Origin of the sequence: Rhizobium subbaraonis, from assembly GCF_900220975.1 — a bacterium.
GTDB classification, from domain to species: domain Bacteria; phylum Pseudomonadota; class Alphaproteobacteria; order Rhizobiales; family Rhizobiaceae; genus Mycoplana; species Mycoplana subbaraonis.
In genome coordinates, this window is the sequence record NZ_OBQD01000009.1 from 246,139 (window position 1) to 264,923 (window position 18,785).

At 63.2% G+C, this 18,785-nt stretch carries 17 protein-coding genes; 7 read left to right on the plus strand and 10 right to left on the minus strand.

What is annotated here, in order from left to right; genetic code table 11:
* Positions 1 to 275 precede the first annotated feature (275 nt).
* Complete coding sequence (locus tag CRO48_RS15860; RefSeq protein WP_097140830.1) at positions 276 to 1,961, plus strand: formate--tetrahydrofolate ligase; 1,686 nt, start codon at positions 276 to 278, stop codon at positions 1,959 to 1,961.
* A gap of 283 nt (positions 1,962 to 2,244) precedes the next feature.
* Here CRO48_RS15860 and CRO48_RS15865 read toward each other — a convergent pair whose 3' ends face one another.
* The 3 genes from CRO48_RS15865 to CRO48_RS15875 form a co-directional block, all read right to left on the minus strand.
* A complete protein-coding gene (locus tag CRO48_RS15865; RefSeq protein ID WP_097140831.1) occupies positions 2,245 to 4,512 on the minus strand; it encodes a TonB-dependent hemoglobin/transferrin/lactoferrin family receptor in 2,268 nt (755 codons plus the stop codon).
* A 211-nt stretch (positions 4,513 to 4,723) separates the two neighbouring features.
* Positions 4,724 to 5,233, minus strand: a complete 510-nt coding sequence (locus CRO48_RS15870; protein WP_097140832.1) for a DUF1993 domain-containing protein — start codon at positions 5,231 to 5,233, stop codon at positions 4,724 to 4,726.
* 100 nt (positions 5,234 to 5,333) lie between these two features.
* Complete coding sequence (locus CRO48_RS15875) at positions 5,334 to 6,248, minus strand: extensin-like domain-containing protein (protein WP_097140833.1); 915 nt, start codon at positions 6,246 to 6,248, stop codon at positions 5,334 to 5,336.
* A 179-nt stretch (positions 6,249 to 6,427) separates the two neighbouring features.
* Between CRO48_RS15875 and CRO48_RS15880 the strand changes: the two genes are divergently transcribed.
* The 3 genes from CRO48_RS15880 to queF all read left to right on the plus strand — a co-directional run bounded on the left by CRO48_RS15880 (position 6,428) and on the right by queF (position 10,135).
* Positions 6,428 to 8,617 (plus strand): anthranilate synthase, encoded by a 2,190-nt coding sequence (locus CRO48_RS15880; protein WP_097140834.1) that lies wholly within the window; start codon positions 6,428 to 6,430, stop codon positions 8,615 to 8,617.
* A 139-nt stretch (positions 8,618 to 8,756) separates the two neighbouring features.
* Complete coding sequence (locus CRO48_RS15885; RefSeq protein WP_097140835.1) at positions 8,757 to 9,674, plus strand: cation diffusion facilitator family transporter; 918 nt, start codon at positions 8,757 to 8,759, stop codon at positions 9,672 to 9,674.
* Complete coding sequence (gene queF / locus CRO48_RS15890) at positions 9,671 to 10,135, plus strand: preQ(1) synthase (protein WP_097140836.1); 465 nt, start codon at positions 9,671 to 9,673, stop codon at positions 10,133 to 10,135. Before CRO48_RS15885 ends, queF begins: the two co-directional genes overlap by 4 nt.
* Before the next feature lie 193 nt (positions 10,136 to 10,328).
* Here the strand turns inward: queF and CRO48_RS15895 are convergent, their stop codons facing one another.
* Together CRO48_RS15895 and CRO48_RS15900 are read right to left on the minus strand one after the other, a co-directional pair.
* The gene (locus CRO48_RS15895; RefSeq protein WP_245423540.1) at positions 10,329 to 10,682 is read right to left on the minus strand and encodes an SPW repeat protein; all 354 of its coding nucleotides are present in this window, start codon (positions 10,680 to 10,682) and stop codon (positions 10,329 to 10,331) included.
* Between the two features lie 216 nt (positions 10,683 to 10,898).
* Positions 10,899 to 11,477, minus strand: a complete 579-nt coding sequence (locus CRO48_RS15900; RefSeq protein WP_097140837.1) for a HupE/UreJ family protein — start codon at positions 11,475 to 11,477, stop codon at positions 10,899 to 10,901.
* A 259-nt stretch (positions 11,478 to 11,736) separates the two neighbouring features.
* On the opposite strand from CRO48_RS15900, the gene CRO48_RS15905 reads away from it, so the two are divergent.
* A complete protein-coding gene (locus CRO48_RS15905) occupies positions 11,737 to 12,315 on the plus strand; it encodes an ATP-dependent Clp protease proteolytic subunit (RefSeq protein WP_097140838.1) in 579 nt (192 codons plus the stop codon).
* A 158-nt stretch (positions 12,316 to 12,473) separates the two neighbouring features.
* Here the strand turns inward: CRO48_RS15905 and CRO48_RS15910 are convergent, their stop codons facing one another.
* Positions 12,474 to 12,668: a hypothetical protein gene (locus tag CRO48_RS15910; RefSeq protein ID WP_141402062.1), complete on the minus strand. Its 195-nt coding sequence runs from the start codon at positions 12,666 to 12,668 to the stop codon at positions 12,474 to 12,476.
* 415 nt (positions 12,669 to 13,083) lie between these two features.
* On the opposite strand from CRO48_RS15910, the gene leuA reads away from it, so the two are divergent.
* Positions 13,084 to 14,793 carry a 2-isopropylmalate synthase gene (gene leuA, locus CRO48_RS15915; protein WP_097140840.1) on the plus strand — a complete coding sequence of 570 codons (1,710 nt, stop codon included), beginning with the start codon at positions 13,084 to 13,086 and terminating at the stop codon, positions 14,791 to 14,793.
* A 95-nt stretch (positions 14,794 to 14,888) separates the two neighbouring features.
* On the opposite strand, the gene CRO48_RS15920 is transcribed toward leuA, so the two are convergent.
* From CRO48_RS15920 to CRO48_RS15935, 4 genes are all read right to left on the minus strand, one after another.
* The gene (locus CRO48_RS15920) at positions 14,889 to 15,728 is read right to left on the minus strand and encodes an anti-sigma factor family protein (RefSeq protein ID WP_097140841.1); all 840 of its coding nucleotides are present in this window, start codon (positions 15,726 to 15,728) and stop codon (positions 14,889 to 14,891) included.
* A 3-nt stretch (positions 15,729 to 15,731) separates the two neighbouring features.
* Positions 15,732 to 16,250, minus strand: coding sequence for an RNA polymerase sigma factor (locus CRO48_RS15925; protein WP_097140842.1), 519 nt, complete (start codon positions 16,248 to 16,250; stop codon positions 15,732 to 15,734).
* Between the two features lie 217 nt (positions 16,251 to 16,467).
* Positions 16,468 to 17,067, minus strand: a complete 600-nt coding sequence (locus CRO48_RS15930) for a tetratricopeptide repeat protein (protein ID WP_097140843.1) — start codon at positions 17,065 to 17,067, stop codon at positions 16,468 to 16,470.
* A 102-nt stretch (positions 17,068 to 17,169) separates the two neighbouring features.
* Positions 17,170 to 18,084: a metallophosphoesterase family protein gene (locus CRO48_RS15935; RefSeq protein WP_097140844.1), complete on the minus strand. Its 915-nt coding sequence runs from the start codon at positions 18,082 to 18,084 to the stop codon at positions 17,170 to 17,172.
* A gap of 192 nt (positions 18,085 to 18,276) precedes the next feature.
* On the opposite strand from CRO48_RS15935, the gene CRO48_RS15940 reads away from it, so the two are divergent.
* Positions 18,277 to 18,768, plus strand: coding sequence for an NUDIX domain-containing protein (locus CRO48_RS15940; protein ID WP_097140845.1), 492 nt, complete (start codon positions 18,277 to 18,279; stop codon positions 18,766 to 18,768).
* The last annotated feature ends 17 nt before the right edge of the window (positions 18,769 to 18,785 follow it).

Genomic DNA, 18,785 nt, shown 5'->3' on the forward strand with positions numbered 1-18,785 from the left:
GATTCCCTACCTATCTTGTCCTTGGTCGTCATATTCGGGGGGAAACTGCATGATTGCTGGTGATCCTCTCTCCATATTTCGGGGACATCTGCAAGCGATTATCGCCGGATAGACGCAAATGTGAGCGGGATCGATGCAAAAGGCTGTGGCCTCGGGCGGCCTTTGCGGGTCTAAATATGGCGCCATGCGCGTCACGGTGGTCACAACCGCAAAGACAAGAACAGAGCAAGACGTGAGGCGCGATCGACGTCATTTCCATTCGAAGGGGAGGAAGAATGGGCAATACCGGTTTCAAATCCGACATAGAGATCGCCAGGGCGGCCAGGAAATTGCCGATCCTCGAGATTGGCGCAAGCCTCGGCATACCGGCCGAAGAGTTGCTACCCTATGGCCACGACAAGGCAAAGATCAGCGCGAACTTCATCGCCGCACAAAAAGGGAAAAAGGACGGACGGCTCATCCTCGTCACGGCCATCAATCCGACACCTGCAGGCGAGGGCAAGACGACAACCACGGTCGGCCTTGGCGACGGGCTGAACCGGATCGGCAAGAAGGCGATCGTCTGCATCCGCGAGGCGTCACTCGGTCCATGCTTCGGCGTCAAGGGCGGTGCCGCAGGTGGCGGCTATGCGCAGGTGGTGCCGATGGAGGACATCAATCTCCATTTCACCGGCGATTTCCATGCGATCACTTCGGCGCACAACCTGCTTGCCGCCCTGATCGACAACCACATCTACTGGGGTAACGAGCAGAATATCGACATTCGCCGCATCGCCTGGCGCCGGGTCATGGATATGAACGACCGGGCGCTGCGCGATATCGTCTGCTCGCTCGGCGGCGTCGCGAACGGATTTCCCCGCGAGGCCGGCTTCGATATCACCGTCGCTTCGGAGGTCATGGCCATCCTCTGCCTGTCGGAGGATCTGGCAGACCTCGAAAAGCGGCTCGGCAACATCATCGTCGGGTATCGCCGCGACAAGAGCCCGGTCTTCGCCCGCGACATCAAGGCGGACGGGGCCATGGCGGTGCTGCTGAAGGATGCGATCCAGCCGAACCTGGTCCAGACGCTGGAGAACAATCCTGCCTTCGTCCACGGCGGTCCGTTCGCCAATATCGCGCATGGGTGCAACTCCGTGGTGGCGACCAAGACGGCGCTGAAGCTTGCCGACTACGTCGTCACCGAAGCCGGCTTCGGGGCGGATCTCGGCGCGGAGAAGTTCTTCGACATCAAGTGCCGCAAGGCCGGTCTGAAGCCCGATGCCGCCGTGATCGTCGCAACCGCGCGGGCGATGAAGATGAACGGCGGGGTGAAGAAGGACGCGCTCGGCGAGGAGAACATCGCAGCGGTGCGCAAGGGTTGCGCCAATCTCGGCCGTCATGTGCAGAACGTGAAGAAATTCGGCGTACCGGTGATCGTGGCGATCAACCATTTTTCGAGTGATACGGAAGGCGAGATCCAGGCGATCAAGGACTATGTCGCAACGCTCGGCGCGCAGGCCGTCCTGTGCCGGCACTGGGCGGAGGGATCGGCGGGCATCGAGGAACTGGCGCACAAGGTCGTGGCGCTTGCCGAATCCGGTCGATCGCAGTTCGCCCCGCTTTATCCCGACGACATGTCGCTGTTTCACAAGATCGAGACGATCGCCAAGGACATCTACCATGCAAGCGAGGTGATCGCGGACAAATCGGTGCGCGACCAGCTGCATGCCTGGGAGGCGCAGGGCTATGGCAATCTGCCGATCTGCATGGCCAAGACGCAGTATTCGTTTTCGACCGATCCGAACCTGCGCGGCGCGCCGGAGGGGCATACTGTGCCGGTCCGCGAAGTGCGGCTTTCGGCCGGCGCCGGTTTCGTCGTCGTCATCACCGGCGAGATCATGACCATGCCCGGCCTGCCGAAGGTGCCGTCCTCGGAAAGGATCTTCCTGAACGAGCAGGGGCAGATCGAAGGCCTGTTCTAGAGCCTCCTCCTGCAGGACGCTGATCCGCGTCGGGCGGGGCGAATGCCGCCGCCGAGTCGCCCGACCTGGTCGGGCAGTCGGCGTTGAAGTCCTTTCGAGCAAAGGGGTTTCCTTCGCGCCAAGGACACGGCGCGGCTGGACACCGGCTCGGCGGCCGGTGTGATGGGGCTCGCTTGCGGGGCAGGCGTCCCGTGCGGTTGAGCAAACTGGCGGGAAGCACCTGCATGCAGAACGCCGCGGCGGGGCCGCGGCGTCCATACTTCGATCCTTTTATCGCGAAAGCTCAGAAGGTCTTGGTGAGCGACACGCGGAAAGTGCGGCCGGCCTCGCTGTAGAAGTCGCGCGCCTCCTGTGTCGTGCCATCCGGCACGTCGATCGCGTTCCAGTACTTCTTGTCGAAGATGTTGAAGATACCAGCCTGGACGCGCAGGCCCTCGACCTGCTTGGGCTGCCACCAGGCCGTCATGTCGACGACGCCGTAGCCCGGCGCCTTGAAGCCGCCATCGCTGACCTTGTCGCGCGCCGCTGCCGTCGTCAGCGAGACGTCGGAGCCCCAGTCTTCGGTCGCATAGCCGAGGCCGATGATGGCGCGCAGCGGCGCCACCGAGTTCAGATACTGGTCGGTGTCGGTATCCTTGCCGTGCGACCAGGCCACCGAACCCCATGTGCGCCATTCGTCCGTGAAGCGCCATTCGCCGGCGAACTCCACGCCGTAGATGCGGACGCGATCCAGGTTATCGTAACCGAGGATGCCGCCTATCGGATATTCGCCGCCGGGCGGCGCGAGCTGCACCTGATCGATGAAGTTGCGATAGTAGTTGTTGAAGACCGTGGCCGACACCGTATAGGCGTCGGATGCGTAGTTCGTGCCGATCTCGAAGCCGTTGCTCGTCTCGCTCTTCAGGTCCGGGTTGCCGATGCGGGCATAGGAGCCGGGGGCACCATAGTTCTGATAGAGCTCGGTCGCGCTCGGAGCGCGGAAGCCCTGCGCCCACTGTGCGAAGAATTCGAGCTCGGACGTCGCTTGCCAGGCGGCACGCAGCTTCGGCGAGAAGCGGGAATCGCTCGTGCCGTCGAGATAGGCGGCGTCGAAGTTCGGGCTGCGCTCGTATTCCGCGGTGGATTTCGGAGAGTGGCGGTACCAGTCGAAGCGCAGGCCGGGCGTGATCGTCAGGCGGTTGTCGACCAGCTTGATGTCATCCTCGACATAGGCGCCGAAGAAGACGCTGTCGACGTCGGGCATGTCGGAGGCATTGGTGTGCAGCATGCGGCAGGACTGCGGGCCGAACGGCTGCGGCACCGTCAGCCAGTCGACATCCGGGCAATTGTCGCGGCCGGACGAATACTGGTGCGTCTTCTGGCCGTAAAGTTCCGCGCCGAAGCGGAAGCCGTGTTCGATGCCGCCGAGCTGTACCGCCTTGGCCGCATCGCCGTTGATGCCGTAGCTGGTCTGCTCCAGCATGTTGTCACGGGCATATTCGCCCGTCGGGTACCCGTAGTAGAACGGATCGGTGGGAATGATGGTCGAGCGGCTGTCGGGCAGGCGGAAACCGTTTGTGCGGTTGTTCAGCCGCTGCCTTTGCCAGTAGGCGACGACGCTCGCCTGGTCGAGCCAGTCGGTTCCGTCGGGCGAAATGAAGTCGTAGGAGGCGGAGACGCGCTTGCGGTCGATCTCCTCGCCGGATTTCAGCGAGCCGGGCTCGTAGCTTGAGGTCGTGCCGCGCATGTTGTCGATATCTTCGTCACGGTTGAAGATTTCGCCAGTCAGGCCGAAGCGGTGGCCGCCATCGATATACTGATGGATCTTGGCCAGCATGTTGCGCTGGTCGAAGTCCATCGGATTGGCTTCGGTGCGGGTGGTGCCGTAGCCGCCGACGTCGCCGCGGTTGTCGGTCTCGTGTCCCTTCTTGTAGCCGCCCTGGAGCAGCAGCCAGGTATCGTCGAAGCGACCGGCGATCGCACCGTTGCCGACCACGCTCTTGTCGGCGCTGTCATAGGTGGTCTTGGTGATCGCGCCGAACGTCTTGCCTTCGGAGATCAGGTCTTCCGGGTTGAGGGTTCGCAGTTGCACCACGCCGCCGAGCGCGCCGGAGCCATAGCGCGACGAATCGGTGCCCTTGGTCACGTCGATGCCCGAGAGGCTGTCGAAATCGAAGCCGTTCAGCCCGCCCTGCGCGGAATCGCGCGGATCCGTCAGCCACGGCACGCGGATGCCGTCGAGGGTCGTCAGGACGCGATCGTTCTGAAGGCCGCGAATGTTGATACTGTTGTTCTGGGTATTGAAATTGACGCCGGCATCGACCCGCCTGGCAAAGTCCTGAAAGTCGGTGACCATTCGGTCTTCCAGCGTCGCCCGCCCGGTCGTCTGCGTCAGCGGCGAGGGGTTTGCGTTCTCGCTGGCGCCCTCCACGGTGATGGTCCTGAGCGTCGTCGGTTGAACGGGTGTGGTGTCCGTTGCTTCTTGGGCGAGTGCTGGTGTGCTTGCGCCGACCACGATGGCTATGGCCGTTCCCCCCAACAGCCGCCGCGACAAGGATGAGAATGGTATCATCGAATTTCCCCTGTAAATGCACGCGAAAAGCCCTCGCACGCAGCCATCTGCCGCGTGCGTCGCTCTTCCTGGAGTTCCTCTGGAAGGAGGCCCGGGGCGATACCTATTTAATCTGGACTGATTTCATCAAGTTTAAATATGACTTTTATCTTCAAGTTTTTGTGAGGATAAGTGATCGTCCGCAAGCTTGCCGGCCGCTGCCGCTCTTCGCTCAGCTGAACGGGCCAAGGTAGTCCCGCTTGCCGATCGCCACGCCGTCGTGACGGAGGATGTCGTAGGCGGTGGTGACGTGGAAGAAGAAGTTGGGGACGGCGAATTCGAGGAGATAGTCGATGCCGGTGAAGGTCACGTCGAGGCTGCCGACCGCCAGATTCACCGCGCGGGTCTCGCTGCCCTGAAGGTCGCGTTCCGAGATCGTTTCGAGATAGGCGACGGTCTTTTCTATGCGCGCACCAAGCTCCGCGAAGGTCGCTTCGGTGTCGGGCAGGCTGGGCGCGGGCTTCGGGGTCAGGCGGCCAAGTGCGTTCTTCGAGGTATCGCTGGCGCGCTGGACCTGGCCGCAGAGCGACAGCATGTCGGGGGCGAGGCGGGAGTTCAGCATGATCCCGGGCTCGATCCCGTTTTCGGCGGCATGGGCCTCCGCCTTCTCGAGCAGCGTCGAAAGCATGTTCAGGCCGCGGATGAAGACCGGGACGGAAAGGCGATACATGGATACGGTCATGCCAGGTGTTCCTTGTCTATGCAGGTTTGTCTCGCATCCAGTATAGGCCGTTCCGCTGCGGAGTTGAGCCCGCTGTCGCGTCTTGCCAAAAGAAACGGTGCTACCAGCAATAGCGATAGCCGTTCTTTCGCTTGATGACGTCGAGATGCAGATGAGTCTCGTGCGCCGCATCGCTGCCCGGATCGAGAACCGTCGTGAAATAGAGGCAGGCGGTCGCGACGGCTGCGCGCTGAAGGGCTCCCTCGACAGTCGAGTCCTTTTCGCGCGGGGCGATGTCGAGGCGGCTCCCGTCAGAGAAGGTGAAGGCGGCGATATCGACCGCATTGCCGAAGGCGTGTTCGGAAACCTTGCCGTTGGACGCGTTGTTGCGGTTGCGGCAGACATAGGCCGATGCCTGCTCGAGCCCGGTCAGCTTTTTATCCGGCATCGCTGCCTTGACCGCCGGCACTAACGCCTCCTGTGACCACCGCTGCAATTGCAGCGCGGTCTCGCAGCGAAGCGTCGCCTTCGGCTCAAGCGCGATATCGGCGGAGAGGCGGGACAGTTCCACCGGCCGGGCAATGCCGCAGCCGTTCTGCGGATCGATCGGAGCAATTTCCTTCACGATCGCGCCCGCGGCCTTCAGTTCGCCGAGGCAGGCGGCGAGGGTTTCATCGTCCTCTCTTTCCAGCGGCCGGGGCGGCTCTTTTGCCTCCTCCTTTTTCTTCTTCTCTTCTGTCGGTGCCGGCGGCCCCTGCATTTCCCGTGGTGCGGATTTCTCCGCAGCTTCGGTTTGCTGGCTCGCCGTCGCATCAGGGCGGGGCAGCGGGAGCGGGCCGTTCTTCGGAAGCCCGGCACCGGTCAGGGACAAAAGGCTCAGGATCAGGATGGTCGTCTGGCGCGGATCGATGTTGCGGCCCTCCAGTTTCGCACGAACGGTGAGAAGAAAACGCGCGACGAAGGTTTCGGTTTCCGGGAAGCAAAAAGAGCGGCCGGCAGGCGGCGGCAGCGCGGAAATCGCGGTTGCGTTCGCCATGGCTTCGCGCTAACAATTCGGCCGATGAAAAACGCACGCAACATTTCGACCTGGTGGTGGGCTCGCTGAAGCGGCCTCGACCAGTCATGCGTGATTGAAACGAACAGCCGCCCGGAAACCTCGAGGCGGCTTTTTCTTTTCGGGCCGCAGGTAGACCGGGCCGAACAGGAGAGCAGGGAATGGTGACGAAGCAACTGGAGGACGGCGCGGAGTCGTACGAGACGCGGGGTGGCATCACCGTCACCCGCCGGCGCCGGGATGCCGACTACGCCAATGCGATTTCCACCTACGTGGACAAGCTCGACGAGCGCCGCGGCGCGGTCTTTTCCTCCAACTACGAATATCCCGGCCGGTACACCCGCTGGGACACCGCGGTCGTCGATCCGCCACTCGGCATCTCCTCCTTCGGCCGCAACGTCTGGATCGAGGCCTACAACGGTCGCGGCGAGGCGCTGCTGGAAATCATCAAGCCGCGCCTGGAAAGCGTCGCCGAGCTTTCGCTGGGCGCATCGACGGCGCGGCGGCTCGACCTGAAGGTCAACGAGCCGGATCGGGTCTTCACCGAGGAAGAGCGCTCGAAGATTCCGACCGTATTTTCGGTGCTGCGCGCGGTGACCGACCTGTTCCATTCGGCGGAAGACGCCAACCTCGGCTTCTACGGCGCCTTCGGCTACGACCTCGCCTTCCAGTTCGACGCGATCGATCTGAAACTGGAGCGGCCGGACGACCAGCGCGACATGGTGCTGTTCCTGCCCGACGAAATCCTCGTCGTAGACCACTATGCCGCCAAGGCCTGGATCGACCGCTACGATTTCGAAAAGGACGGCGTCACCACCGAGGGCCGGGACCAGGAGATCGCGCCCGAGCCGTTCCGCACCTCCGACACGATCCCGCCACATGGCGACCACCGGCCTGGCGAATATGCCGAGCTGGTCACCAAGGCCAAGGAGAGCTTCCGCCGCGGCGACCTGTTCGAGGTGGTGCCGGGTCAGAAGTTCTACGAGCGCTGCGACAGCAGGCCGTCGGAAATCTCCAAGCGCCTCAAGGCGATCAACCCGTCGCCCTATTCCTTCTTCATCAACCTCGGCAACCAGGAATACCTCGTCGGCGCCTCGCCGGAGATGTTCGTGCGCGTGTCCGGCCGCCGTATCGAGACCTGCCCAATCTCGGGCACGATCAAGCGCGGCGACGACCCGATCGCCGACAGCGAGCAGATCCTGAAGCTCCTGAACTCCAAGAAGGACGAATCCGAGCTGACGATGTGCTCCGACGTCGATCGCAACGACAAGTCCCGCGTCTGCGAGCCTGGCTCGGTGAAGGTCATCGGCCGGCGGCAGATCGAGATGTATTCGCGGCTGATCCACACCGTGGACCATATCGAGGGCCGCCTGCGTGACGACATGGACGCCTTCGACGGCTTCCTCAGCCATGCCTGGGCAGTCACCGTCACCGGGGCGCCCAAGCTCTGGGCGATGCGCTTCATCGAGGCGCACGAGAAGAGCCCGCGGCTGTGGTATGGTGGGGCAATCGGCATGGTCGGCTTCAACGGCGACATGAACACGGGCCTGACGTTGCGCACGATCCGCATCAAGGACGGCATTGCCGAGGTGCGGGCGGGCGCGACGCTGCTCAACGATTCCAACCCGCAGGAAGAAGAAGCCGAAACCGAACTGAAGGCATCCGCCATGATCGCAGCCATCCGTGACGCCAAGGCCGGAAACGCTTCGAAAACGCAACGCGACGTCGCTTCGGTCGGCGCCGGCGTCAATATCCTGCTGGTCGACCACGAGGACAGTTTCGTGCACACGCTGGCGAATTATTTCCGCCAGACCGGCGCGACGGTGACGACGGTGCGCACGCCGGTCGCAGAGGAACTGTTCGACCGGCTCAAGCCCGATCTCGTCGTGCTTTCGCCCGGCCCCGGCAGCCCGAAAGACTTCGACTGCAAGGCGACGATCAAGAAGGCGCGCGCGCGCGACCTGCCGATCTTCGGCGTCTGCCTCGGTCTGCAGGCGCTGGCGGAAGCCTATGGCGGCGACCTCAGGCAACTCGCGGTGCCGATGCACGGCAAGCCGTCCCGCATCCGCGTGCTGGAGCCCGGCATCGTCTTTTCCGGTCTCGGCAAGGAAGTGACTGTCGGCCGCTATCATTCGATATTCGCCGATCCGGCGACGCTGCCGCGCGACTTCATCATCACGGCGGAGAGTGAGGACGGCACGATCATGGGCATTGAGCACGCCAAGGAACCGGTCGCCGCCGTCCAGTTTCACCCCGAATCGATCATGACGCTCGGCGGCGACGCCGGCATGCGGATGATCGAGAACGTGGTGGCGCACCTGTCCAGAAAGGCGAAGACGAAGGCTGCATGAGCCGATTCCGCCTTTGACTTTTCGGCTGAACCGGCCGATAGAGGTGCCGATCACAGCCGCCTGCGCGAACCTCGCGCGGGCGGTTTTGCGTTGAAGGGCGCAGCTTCTGCAATTCGTTCGCATCCGCACCGGAGGCCCCATGGCAAGCAACGGCAATCCTACCGTCAACCGGCTGGCTCTGATCGGCATCCCGATGGCCATTTTCGTGCTGGGCCTGAAGACGCTGGCCTGGTGGTTGACTGGCTCCGTGGCGCTGCTCTCGGACGCATTGGAATCGACGGTGAACGTGGTGGCGGCCTTCGTTGCTTGGGGTGCGATCCGCTATGCCTCGCGGCCGGCCGATGCGACCCATCCCTTCGGCCATCACAAGGCGGAATACGTCTCTGCGGTCATCGAGGGTGTCCTCATCGTCGTCGCCGCCCTGCTGATCCTGCAGGAGGCGATCCCGAAACTTTGGGCGCCGAAGGTGCTGGAGCAGCCCGCGCTCGGGCTTGGGGTGAACTTCCTGGCCGGCGTCGTCAACGTCGTCTGGGCGACGATCCTCATCCGCGCCGGACGCCAGCATCGCTCGCCCGCGCTCACCGCCGACGGACATCACATCATGGCGGACGTCGTTACCTCGGCGGGTGTTCTGGTGGGCCTCATTCTGGTCGTTCTCACCGGCTATGCGATCCTCGATCCCGTCATGGCGATCCTGGTGGCGATCCACATCGTCTTCCAGGGCTGGAAGATCATCATGAACTCCGTCAACGGGCTGATGGACCATGCGATCGAGTCGGAGGAGGAAGCGGCGATCAAGCAGGCGATCGCCGTGAATGCTGACGGTTCGCTCGGCGTCCATGACCTGAAAACGCGCCGGGCCGGGCAGGCGATCTTCGTGGAATTCCATCTCGTGGTGCCGGCGAGAATGGCGGTCGGTGACGCGCACGACATCTGCGATCGGTTGGAAGCGGCGATCGAGGCTGTCCATCAGGGCGCGCAGGTTGCCATTCACGTGGAGCCGGAAACGGAAATGGCACATGGTATCAAGGTGAAAGTGGAAAAGGCCAAGGCATGAGCAAGACCGACGTTTCAAATCTCTCCCAACTCGGCCGCAACGTCGATTTGCCGACGACACCGGAGGAGGCGGTCCTGGAAAAGGTGCCGAACGGCAATCAGGGCACGGACTATGTCGTGCGCTTCACCGCGCCGGAATTTACCTCGCTCTGCCCGATGACCGGGCAGCCCGACTTCGCTCATATCGTCATCGACTACATTCCTGACGCGGCGCTGGTCGAATCGAAGTCGCTGAAGCTGTTCCTGCATTCGTTCCGCAATCACGGCGCCTTCCACGAGGACTGCTCGATCTATGTCGCCAAGCGGCTGGTCGACCTGCTTGAGCCGAAGTGGTTGAGGATCGGCGCCTACTGGTATCCGCGCGGCGGCATTCCGATCGACGTGTTCTGGCAGACGGGCATCGCTCCGGATGGCGTCTGGTTACCGGATCAGGGCGTGCCGACCTATCGCGGGCGCGGCTGACTTCCCCCAAAGACGACCGAAGCGCGATGCCACGGTCGACATCTCGCAGCGCAGGGCGGGAATCGGCCGGCAAAAGAATGCGCCGCTCGTCGGTTTACGGCGGGCGGCGCCGGCATGGGGCGTTCGGCGCATCCGGCCGGAACGCCTGCTCGGTCATTGCCCGACAGGCCGCTTCCGGCCAGCCGGGGTGCCGTCAGGCATGCGAATGCGGGTGGCGGAAGTCCCAGACTGCCCATGCCGACAGAGCGGCGGTGCAGAGTCCAAGGATGACATGCGTCCACATCGCGTTCGTATTGGCCATGAAGCCGAGCATCCAGGGCGAGGCGATCAGCCACAGGCCGATCACCATGTTTACCCATTCTTCCCATTCCGCGAAGGCGGAAAGCGTCATGATCGCGCAGGCGCCCAGGACGATGGCGGCGATCCAGGCGTTCCAGCTTGGCGTCAGGTCGGCGGAGAAACCGACGACCCAGGGAGAGATGAACAGGCAAAACGCCAGGATCAGAGTGACCAGATCCTGACCTCTCCGTCCAGACATCATGTTCATGCTGCAACCTCCGTTAGTGAGGCATTTTCACGCCGCACACGGTTGTGTGGCGTATTATTAGTCTACTCTAAAAAATGCTTTATTTCCAAACGTTAAGTTCTGTCGTCGCGCTCTTGTGAAGTCGCCGTGCACCAAGGCCGTGTGTCGGAGAGAAGAGGCGCTGTGCGAGGCACGACGCTGCAGCGGTGGCTGCAGCGTCGATGCAAAGCCAGCGTATCAGCCGAAGGCGAGGGCAACGCCTGCGAGCGCGGTCGCGGCGCCAAGAATACGCGTCAGGGTCCGCCCGCCGGTAATGCGTCCGATGCCAAGGCCGAGTGCGATGCCTGCGACATGCAGCAGTGCGGTTGCGATCACGAAGCCGGTTGCAAACGGCAGGGCCCCGGCGACACCGAGCTCGCCGCCATGGGCGTGACCGTGGAAGAGTGCGAACACGGCGACGATTGCGGCCGAGACGGCCGGATCGAGACGGACGGCCATCGCCACCAGCAGGCCCAGGGCCACGACCGAGGCGAGGATCACCGGCTCGACGAAGGGCAGCGAGACGCCCGCGACGGCAAGGCCGAAGCCGAGTGCCATCATCGCGACGAACGCCGCGGGCACGGCCCAGAGTGCGCGACCACCGATCTGCGCTGCCCACAGGCCGACGGCGACCATGACGAGGATGTGATCCAGGCCGAACAGCGGATGGGAGAAGCCGGCCATGAAGGAACCGTGTTCCTGCGGGTTGAGGTGGGCGAAGGCCGGAGCGGCCGATGCGGCGGTCAAGCCGAGCGCGAGCAGAAGGCGTTTGAACATAATGTCCCCAGAGTAAACCCGGCCGTGGGAGTCAGCCGGTTCGTTTCGTCAATACATCCGGTATCTTAGGGGCGAGAACGGCCGTGTCCATACGTAAAGATGCGCAAGTCCGCCCGCGCGCGATCCGCCGTTTACCCTTTTTCTCGTTGGCGTTTGGCGCCTCTATCGCCTGGCTTGCGTTTTGTTGCATTGTCTTGGCACGTGAGTCGCATTATCTGACTGCGGCAAGACCTATGAGACAACAGGCGGAGAGTTGCCGATGAGCGACGAAGAAGACAAGAAGACCGAGCTGCCGCTCGGCAAGGAAACCGAGGCGAACCTGTTCAAGTCGCGCTCGATCTTCATCTATGGCGGCATCAACCAGGAACTGGCGCAGAAGGTCAACTCGCAGCTCGTGGCGCTCGCCGCCGCCAGCGACGAGGACATCCGCATCTTCGTCAATTCGCCCGGCGGCCACGTCGAATCCGGCGACAGCATCCACGACATGATCAAGTTCATCAAGCCGAAGGTGTGGATGATCGGCACGGGCTGGGTCGCTTCGGCCGGCGCGTTGATCTATGTCGCAGCTCCCAAGGAGCGGCGGATCTGCCTGCCGAACACGCGCTTTCTGTTGCACCAACCGTCGGGCGGCACGCGCGGCATGGCATCGGACATCGAAATCCAGGCTCGCGAAATCATCAAGATGAACGAGCGGCTGAACAAGATCTTCGCCGACGCGACCGGCCAGCCGATCGAGAAGATCGCCAAGGACACCGATCGCGACTACTGGCTGTCGGCCAAGGACGCGATCGAATACGGTCTCGTCTCGCGGATCGTCACGTCGCAGGCCGATATCTGAGCAGGCCTGCGCTGCACGTTACCGAGCGCCTTCCGTCGCCCTGACGGGGGGCGCTTTTCATTTTGTCGATGGCGATCTCACGCGGCGGTCTTCGCGATCAAGACCTTCGCGATCAAGACATGCGCAAATCCGCGAGACCGCGATCGGCTCCCGGCTGATCACCAGCCGGCGGTCGCCGGCGTTACTTCCATGCCCATCTGCCGGGCATAGACGCAGCTGTCGTAGTTGGTGTTCATACCGAAGCGGCGGAAGCAGTAGTTGGTTGCGTCGAGCGTCTTCTGGCTCGGCGGATTCGACTGGCAGCCGACCGATAGTACGGCAAGGATCGTCAGCATCGCGTAGCGCAGCTTCATCGTTTCATTCCCTTGCGGCGGCTGCCGATCGGCGCCATCGGCAAAGACTAACCCCGGCATGCGGTTTTCACAAATGATCTTGCCGCGACTTGCGCCTTTGCGGGTTCGCGGCTATAAGCCGGCTCATGTCCAGGAGCGCAAGCCACATCGTCGCACGCATATCGAGCAGCCGTCAGGCCGCCCGCGATCGCGCGCGCAGCTTCACCTCGCTCCTTCTTCTCGGCCTTACGCGCGGTTGCCGGGTCCTTTGAGGAGCGCCCGGCGGCCGAAAAGCCCGCCGGCACAAGTGCTCCTCGCATTACCCCTATCGTAAATTTCCCGACTGCCCGATGAAGGGCTGCTTTCGCCGTCGCCAAGCGAGCTTCGATCCGCTATGAGGCTGCATGCGAGAGCCGGGACGAGAAGAGACAGGCACATGAGCACCACTATCGACACCCGTAAGAGCGGCATGAGCAACGCCGCTGTGAAGTACCAGCCCTATCCGCAGGTCAACATTCCCGACCGCACCTGGCCAGGCAAGACGATCGACAAGGCGCCGATCTGGTGTTCGGTGGACCTGCGCGACGGCAACCAGTCGCTCGTCAACCCGATGGGCCATGACCGCAAGGCCCGCATGTTCCAGCTCCTGCTGGACATGAACTTCAAGGAAATCGAGATCGGCTTCCCGTCCGCATCGCAGACGGACTTCGATTTCGCCCGCTGGTGCGTCGAGCAGGGCAACGTTCCCGACGACGTCTCGCTGCAGGTGCTTGTCCAGTGCCGGCCGGAACTGATCACCCGCACCTTCGAGGCTCTGGAGGGTGCGAAGCGGCCGATCATCCATTTCTACAACTCGACCAGCGAGTTGCAGCGCCGTGTCGTGTTTGCCAAGGACGTGGCCGGCATCAAGCAGATCGCCACCGACGCAGCCGAAATGATCATGGACATGGCTGCCAAGGCCGGCGGCGACTATCGCTTCGAATACTCGCCGGAGAGCTTCACCGGCACCGAGCTCGAGGTGGCGCTGGAGATCTGCAACGCGGTCACCGAGATCGTGCGGCCGACGGCGGAGAACAAGCTGATCATCAACCTGCCGTCGACCGTCGAGATGGCGACGCCGAACGTCTATGCCGACCAGATCGAATGGATGTGCCGCAACCTCGACAACCGCGAAAACCTGATCATATCGCTGCACCCGCACAACGACCGCGGCACCGGGATTGCTGCGACCGAGCTCGGCCTGATGGCGGGCGCGGACCGCGTGGAAGGCACCCTGTTCGGCAACGGCGAGCGCACCGGCAATGTGGACGTCGTGACGCTGGCGCTCAACATGTATACCCAGGGCGTCGATCCGGGACTGGACTGCAGTGACATCGAGCGCATCAAGGCGGTCTACGAATATTCCAACGAGATGGTCATTCCCGAACGCCACCCTTATGTCGGCGAGCTGGTCTACACCGCTTTCTCGGGCTCGCACCAGGATGCGATCAACAAGGGCATGAAGGCGATCAAGACCGCCAACAAACCGCTGTGGGAGGTACCCTACCTGCCGATCGACCCGCAGGATGTCGGCCGTACCTACGAGGCGATCATCCGCATCAATTCGCAGTCAGGCAAAGGCGGCATCGCCTACATCCTGCAGCAGGATCACGGCATCAACCTGCCGCGCAACCTGCAGGTCGAGTTTCGCGAGGACATCCAGCGCATCACCGACGAGCAGGGTGTGGAATTGCCATCGCAGCGCATCTACGAGCGCTTCGTCGAGCGCTATGTGAGCCAGCCGGATGCGCGCCTGCGCTTCGTCGACCACCACACCTATCCCGACACCGCGCATAAGGGCGTGCGCATCGTTGCGGCCGAGATCACCGATCGCGGAGAAACGAAGCGGATCGAGGGGCAGGGGACCGGTCCGATCGACGGCTTCATCCATGCGCTTTCGATCTATACCGGCATCGAGATGTCCGTGGTCGACTATTCTGAACACTCGCTCCAGAAGGGCTCGAATGCGGCGGCGATCGCCTATGTCGAGATCGCCCATCCCGGCGGAAAGCTCTTCGGCGTCGGCATGAACACCAACATCGTCACCGCCTCGCTGGAGGCGATCGTCTCGGCGGCCAACCGGGTGCTGGAAGAAGCAGGCCGCTGATATAACCGACCCATGACAATTCGACGCCGCTCCGCATTTCGGGGCGGCGTTTTCGCGTCCAGGGCGTGTCTATAAGGGGTGTCCTAGCTGCGCGTTCAGATCGTCTCGGCGACGGTCCTGGCGATCGCGTCCAGCTGGGGATCGGAGGAGGGGCCGATGACGACGAAGGCGCCTGCACCCCGCTGCCAGGAGACCAGGCCGAGGTCGTCGCGGATGCTGTCGGTCAGCTCCGTCATTTCCGGCACGGGCTCGCTTTTCTGGAAGCAGACGGCGAAGATGTCGCCGTCCTGGTCGCGGTATATCAGCTGCGCCGTCGGCATGCTGCCGGCGACGAGGAGGCGCGCACCCTCGAAGGTCAGGCCCTTCTCGCTGAGGTCCGGTATCGAGAAGTCGATGCCGACCGCGGTCGTCAGCCATTGGGTGATGTGCTGGCTCTCGGAAGCGGGCACCTCGACGAGGTGGCGGGACTGGCGCGCATAGAGCCGGTGATAGTCGGCGACGTCGTCCAGCCAGTTGCGCGCCACGGCAATGTGGACCGGTGGGGCAACGGGGTTCTGCCATGCGGCGGCGAGATAGCCGGCACCGATGCCGGCAGCGAGCAGGGCGAGCCCGGCGCCCGCCGACCGCCATAGCCTGTCCTTCGCCGGCGCCTCCTTGGAGGGCGGCGACAGGGGGGAACGTGCGCGGTCGTGGCCGGCCTCTGCCGAGGCCTGCTTGATGCTTCGGACGAGGTCGAGCGGGACGGGCTCGTGCAGCATGTCCTCGAAGGCCTTTCGGCCGAGGTCACTGCCAAGCTTCAGCCGGTTGAAGAGCGTCCGCGCCTTTTCGTCGCGCGCCAGCATGACGTCGATTTCCCGGATTTCGCTGTGGCTCAGCTGTCCGTCCAGATAGGCCGACAGGCGCACTTCCAACGGGAGACCCTGCGTGCTTTCCAAAGCTCAGGTCCTTCTCTCTGTCTGTTCGGATATCATCGCGGCCAGTCGTATGCGGGCGGTCGACAGCCTGCTCATGACGGTTCCGATCGGGATGCCGAGAATGTCGGCGGCCTCGCGGTAGCTGTGCCCTTCCACGTTGACGAGAAGGAACACGCTGGAAAGGCCCTCCGGCATGGTCATGATCAACTTGTGCAACTGCTTGGCGTAGACGGCCTTGTCTGCCGACGCTTCGATGTGGAGATCGTCCTGTTCGGAGAAATCGACGGTACCCGAACCCGTGCGGACCTTTCGCTTTCGGACCTCGTCCACCCAGAGGTTGCGCGTCATGGCATAAATCCAGCTCTCCAGCCGTCCCTCTCCGTTCCAGAGGTGGCTGCGGGTGATCGCACGTTCACAGGCTTCCTGGACGAGATCGTCTGCATCGCTGGCATTTCTGGTCAAAGTCATCGCAAAACGGCGCAGCTTCGGCAGAAGTCCAACCAGTTCACGCCGGAATTCGTCTGTTTCTGCCGTCTGACGCATTGCTTCCCCAAGGGAACGTTCGAGATCGGATCGGTATTCGCGCCGTGCGGGGCTCGCCGCACAGGTATGGAACATTTGCGCGCTCCTGTGCAAGCGCCGGACCGGCGAATGGAAACTGCCTGCCTTCCGGCTCTCGTTCCTGCCCGGTCCGGACGCATGATAGCAAAAGGACCGGCGCTTGCACGCCGGCCCGCACGACTTTTTTCGACGCTTGCGGTCAATATCGGCTGCGTTCGCCGCCAAGGGATTGCAGAAGGGCGCGATAGGCCCAGGTGCCTTCGCCGCCACGGTCCCTGATCTCCACCAGCTGGACGCGCGCGCCTTCGATGTCGCCCTGCTGGATCAAGGCCTGTCCCATGTAGGAGCGCGCGAGGATGTAGTTCTCGTCAGCCTGCAGCGCGCCGCGGTAGTAGGACATGGCCGTGTCCATGTCGCCGAGCTTGCGATAGGTGAAGCCGTAATAGTTGAGGATGCGCGGGTCGCGCTGGTTCTCCGCCGCCTTCAGCGTTTCAAGGGCATGCTGGTATTGGCCCGCATAGGCAAACTCGCGGGCGGCCTCATAGAGGATGTCATCGGGCTTCAGCTCGCTCTTCTTCTGCGATCCCTTCTTTTTCTCCTCGGATTTGATCTGGTCCGGCGTCAGGCACATCTTGCGCGCAGCACTCCAGATCTTGCCATTGGTGCAGGTGGTCGTGGTCTGTGTGGGCGTGGGCGGCGAGCCGGAGCCGCTGTCTGCGGCGAATGCCTGGCCGATCGGCGTGAACGCCAAGAAAAGGGCTGCAGCAAAGGTCATACGGGTGGCGGACTTGGCGGGCATGAGCGTTCCTTCCACGAGAGGTTGCCGATCGGATAGAGACGTTCCCGCCCGGCATCCGGCAACGGAAACGCACTCTCCTGTTGGACGCTGCCGCCTTGCGATTTATTCCGCGGTCGAAAACCGCGTGGTCTCTGCAAGCACGATATCTGTGCCGAACTGGTCGATTTCGTAGCGCTCGCGCATCATGTTCCAGCGTCCCGGCCCACCGGAAATCGAGAAGATGTTGTAGCCTGCCGGCGGCTTGTGGCCGCCCGGGCCTTGCGAGGCAGACGAGATGCCGACGACCGGTACGGGGGCCGCCGGGCTCTTCAGCCAGTGCACGGTGTTGAGGTGGGTGTGGCCGTGCAGCACCAGCTCGGCGCCGCCGGCCGATATCGCCGCGGCAAAGCGGCGAATGCCGATCATCCGCTTGTGGAAGGAGGTGGCGCCGTGGATCGGCGGGTGATGGATCATGACGACGCGGAACAGGCCGGCTTCGCCTGCGGCGCGCAGAAGATTGACCGTCTCGCGCGCCTGTCGCCTGCCGAAATAGCCGCTGGCGGCGAAAGGGGGCGTGGCGACTGCCGTGGAACAGCCGATGAGTGCGACATAGTCGCGAACGCGCATGTAGGGAAATACATGCCGGTCTTCTGTCCACCCCTTCGGCGCGTCGTCGCCGCGCATGTAGGGGTACCAGCTCTCCGTGGACCGCTCGTAGGCGCCGGGCACATAGGCGTCGTGGTTTCCGGGCACGACGGAGACGTTTTCGGGCTTGCCGACAACGGCAAGCCAGCGGGCAACGGTGTCGATCTCGATTTTGGCCGCGAGATTGACGAGGTCGCCGGTGATCGCAAGATGATCCGGATCGCGGCGCTCGATGTCTTCGGTGATGAGATCCAGCGTATTGGCGAACATGTGGCGCCGGCGGTTGCGATGCCAGTTGACGAAGCCGGTTATCCGCTTCGAGGCCAGTTCCAGGACGGACAGGGCGGGCAGGGGGCCCAGGTGGATGTCGGAAATATGTGCGAGACGGAACATGACCCTCAATAAACCAAGATGCGACGCAAAGGGAATGCCGGCTGCCCGGATTCGTTGCCGAGGCGGTCGGGCTTTTCGCTTTGCGGGTGGACAATGCGGGCCTGGCCAGGCGGGTGGATTGATTCCGTCCGCATTTGCGGCGAAGCCTAGATTGTGAGACGTGAGGAAACAGGTGACGGGCGAAGGGAGCCGATGGACAGCGATCGACCGCCGGAAATGCGCAACCTGTGGGCCCGCCTCTTCACGCGCGCCATTCACACCTATTTTGCCTATGCGCGCGGGATGACGCTCGGCGTGCGCGCGGCCTGTTTCGATACCGAAGGGCGGGTCTTCCTCGTACGTCACAGCTACGTTCCCGGCTGGCACATGCCGGGCGGCGGCGTCGAGCGGCACGAGACCGCCCCGCAGGCGCTGGCCAAGGAAATGCGGGAGGAGGGCAACCTTCTGTTCGGCGACGCGCCGAAGCTGTTTCATGTCTATTTCAACAGGCAGACCAGCAAGCGCGATCACGTGCTCTTCTACATCTGCCGGAACGTTCGCCAAAGTGCGCCCAAGGTGGCCGACCGGGAAATCGTCGAGGCGCGGTTCTTCGCGCTCGACGATCTGCCGCCCGGGATGACAAGCGCGACGCGCCGCCGGCTGGAGGAAGTGGCCGGCAACACGCCGCCGGCCGACTTCTGGTAACGACACACGGATCGGGG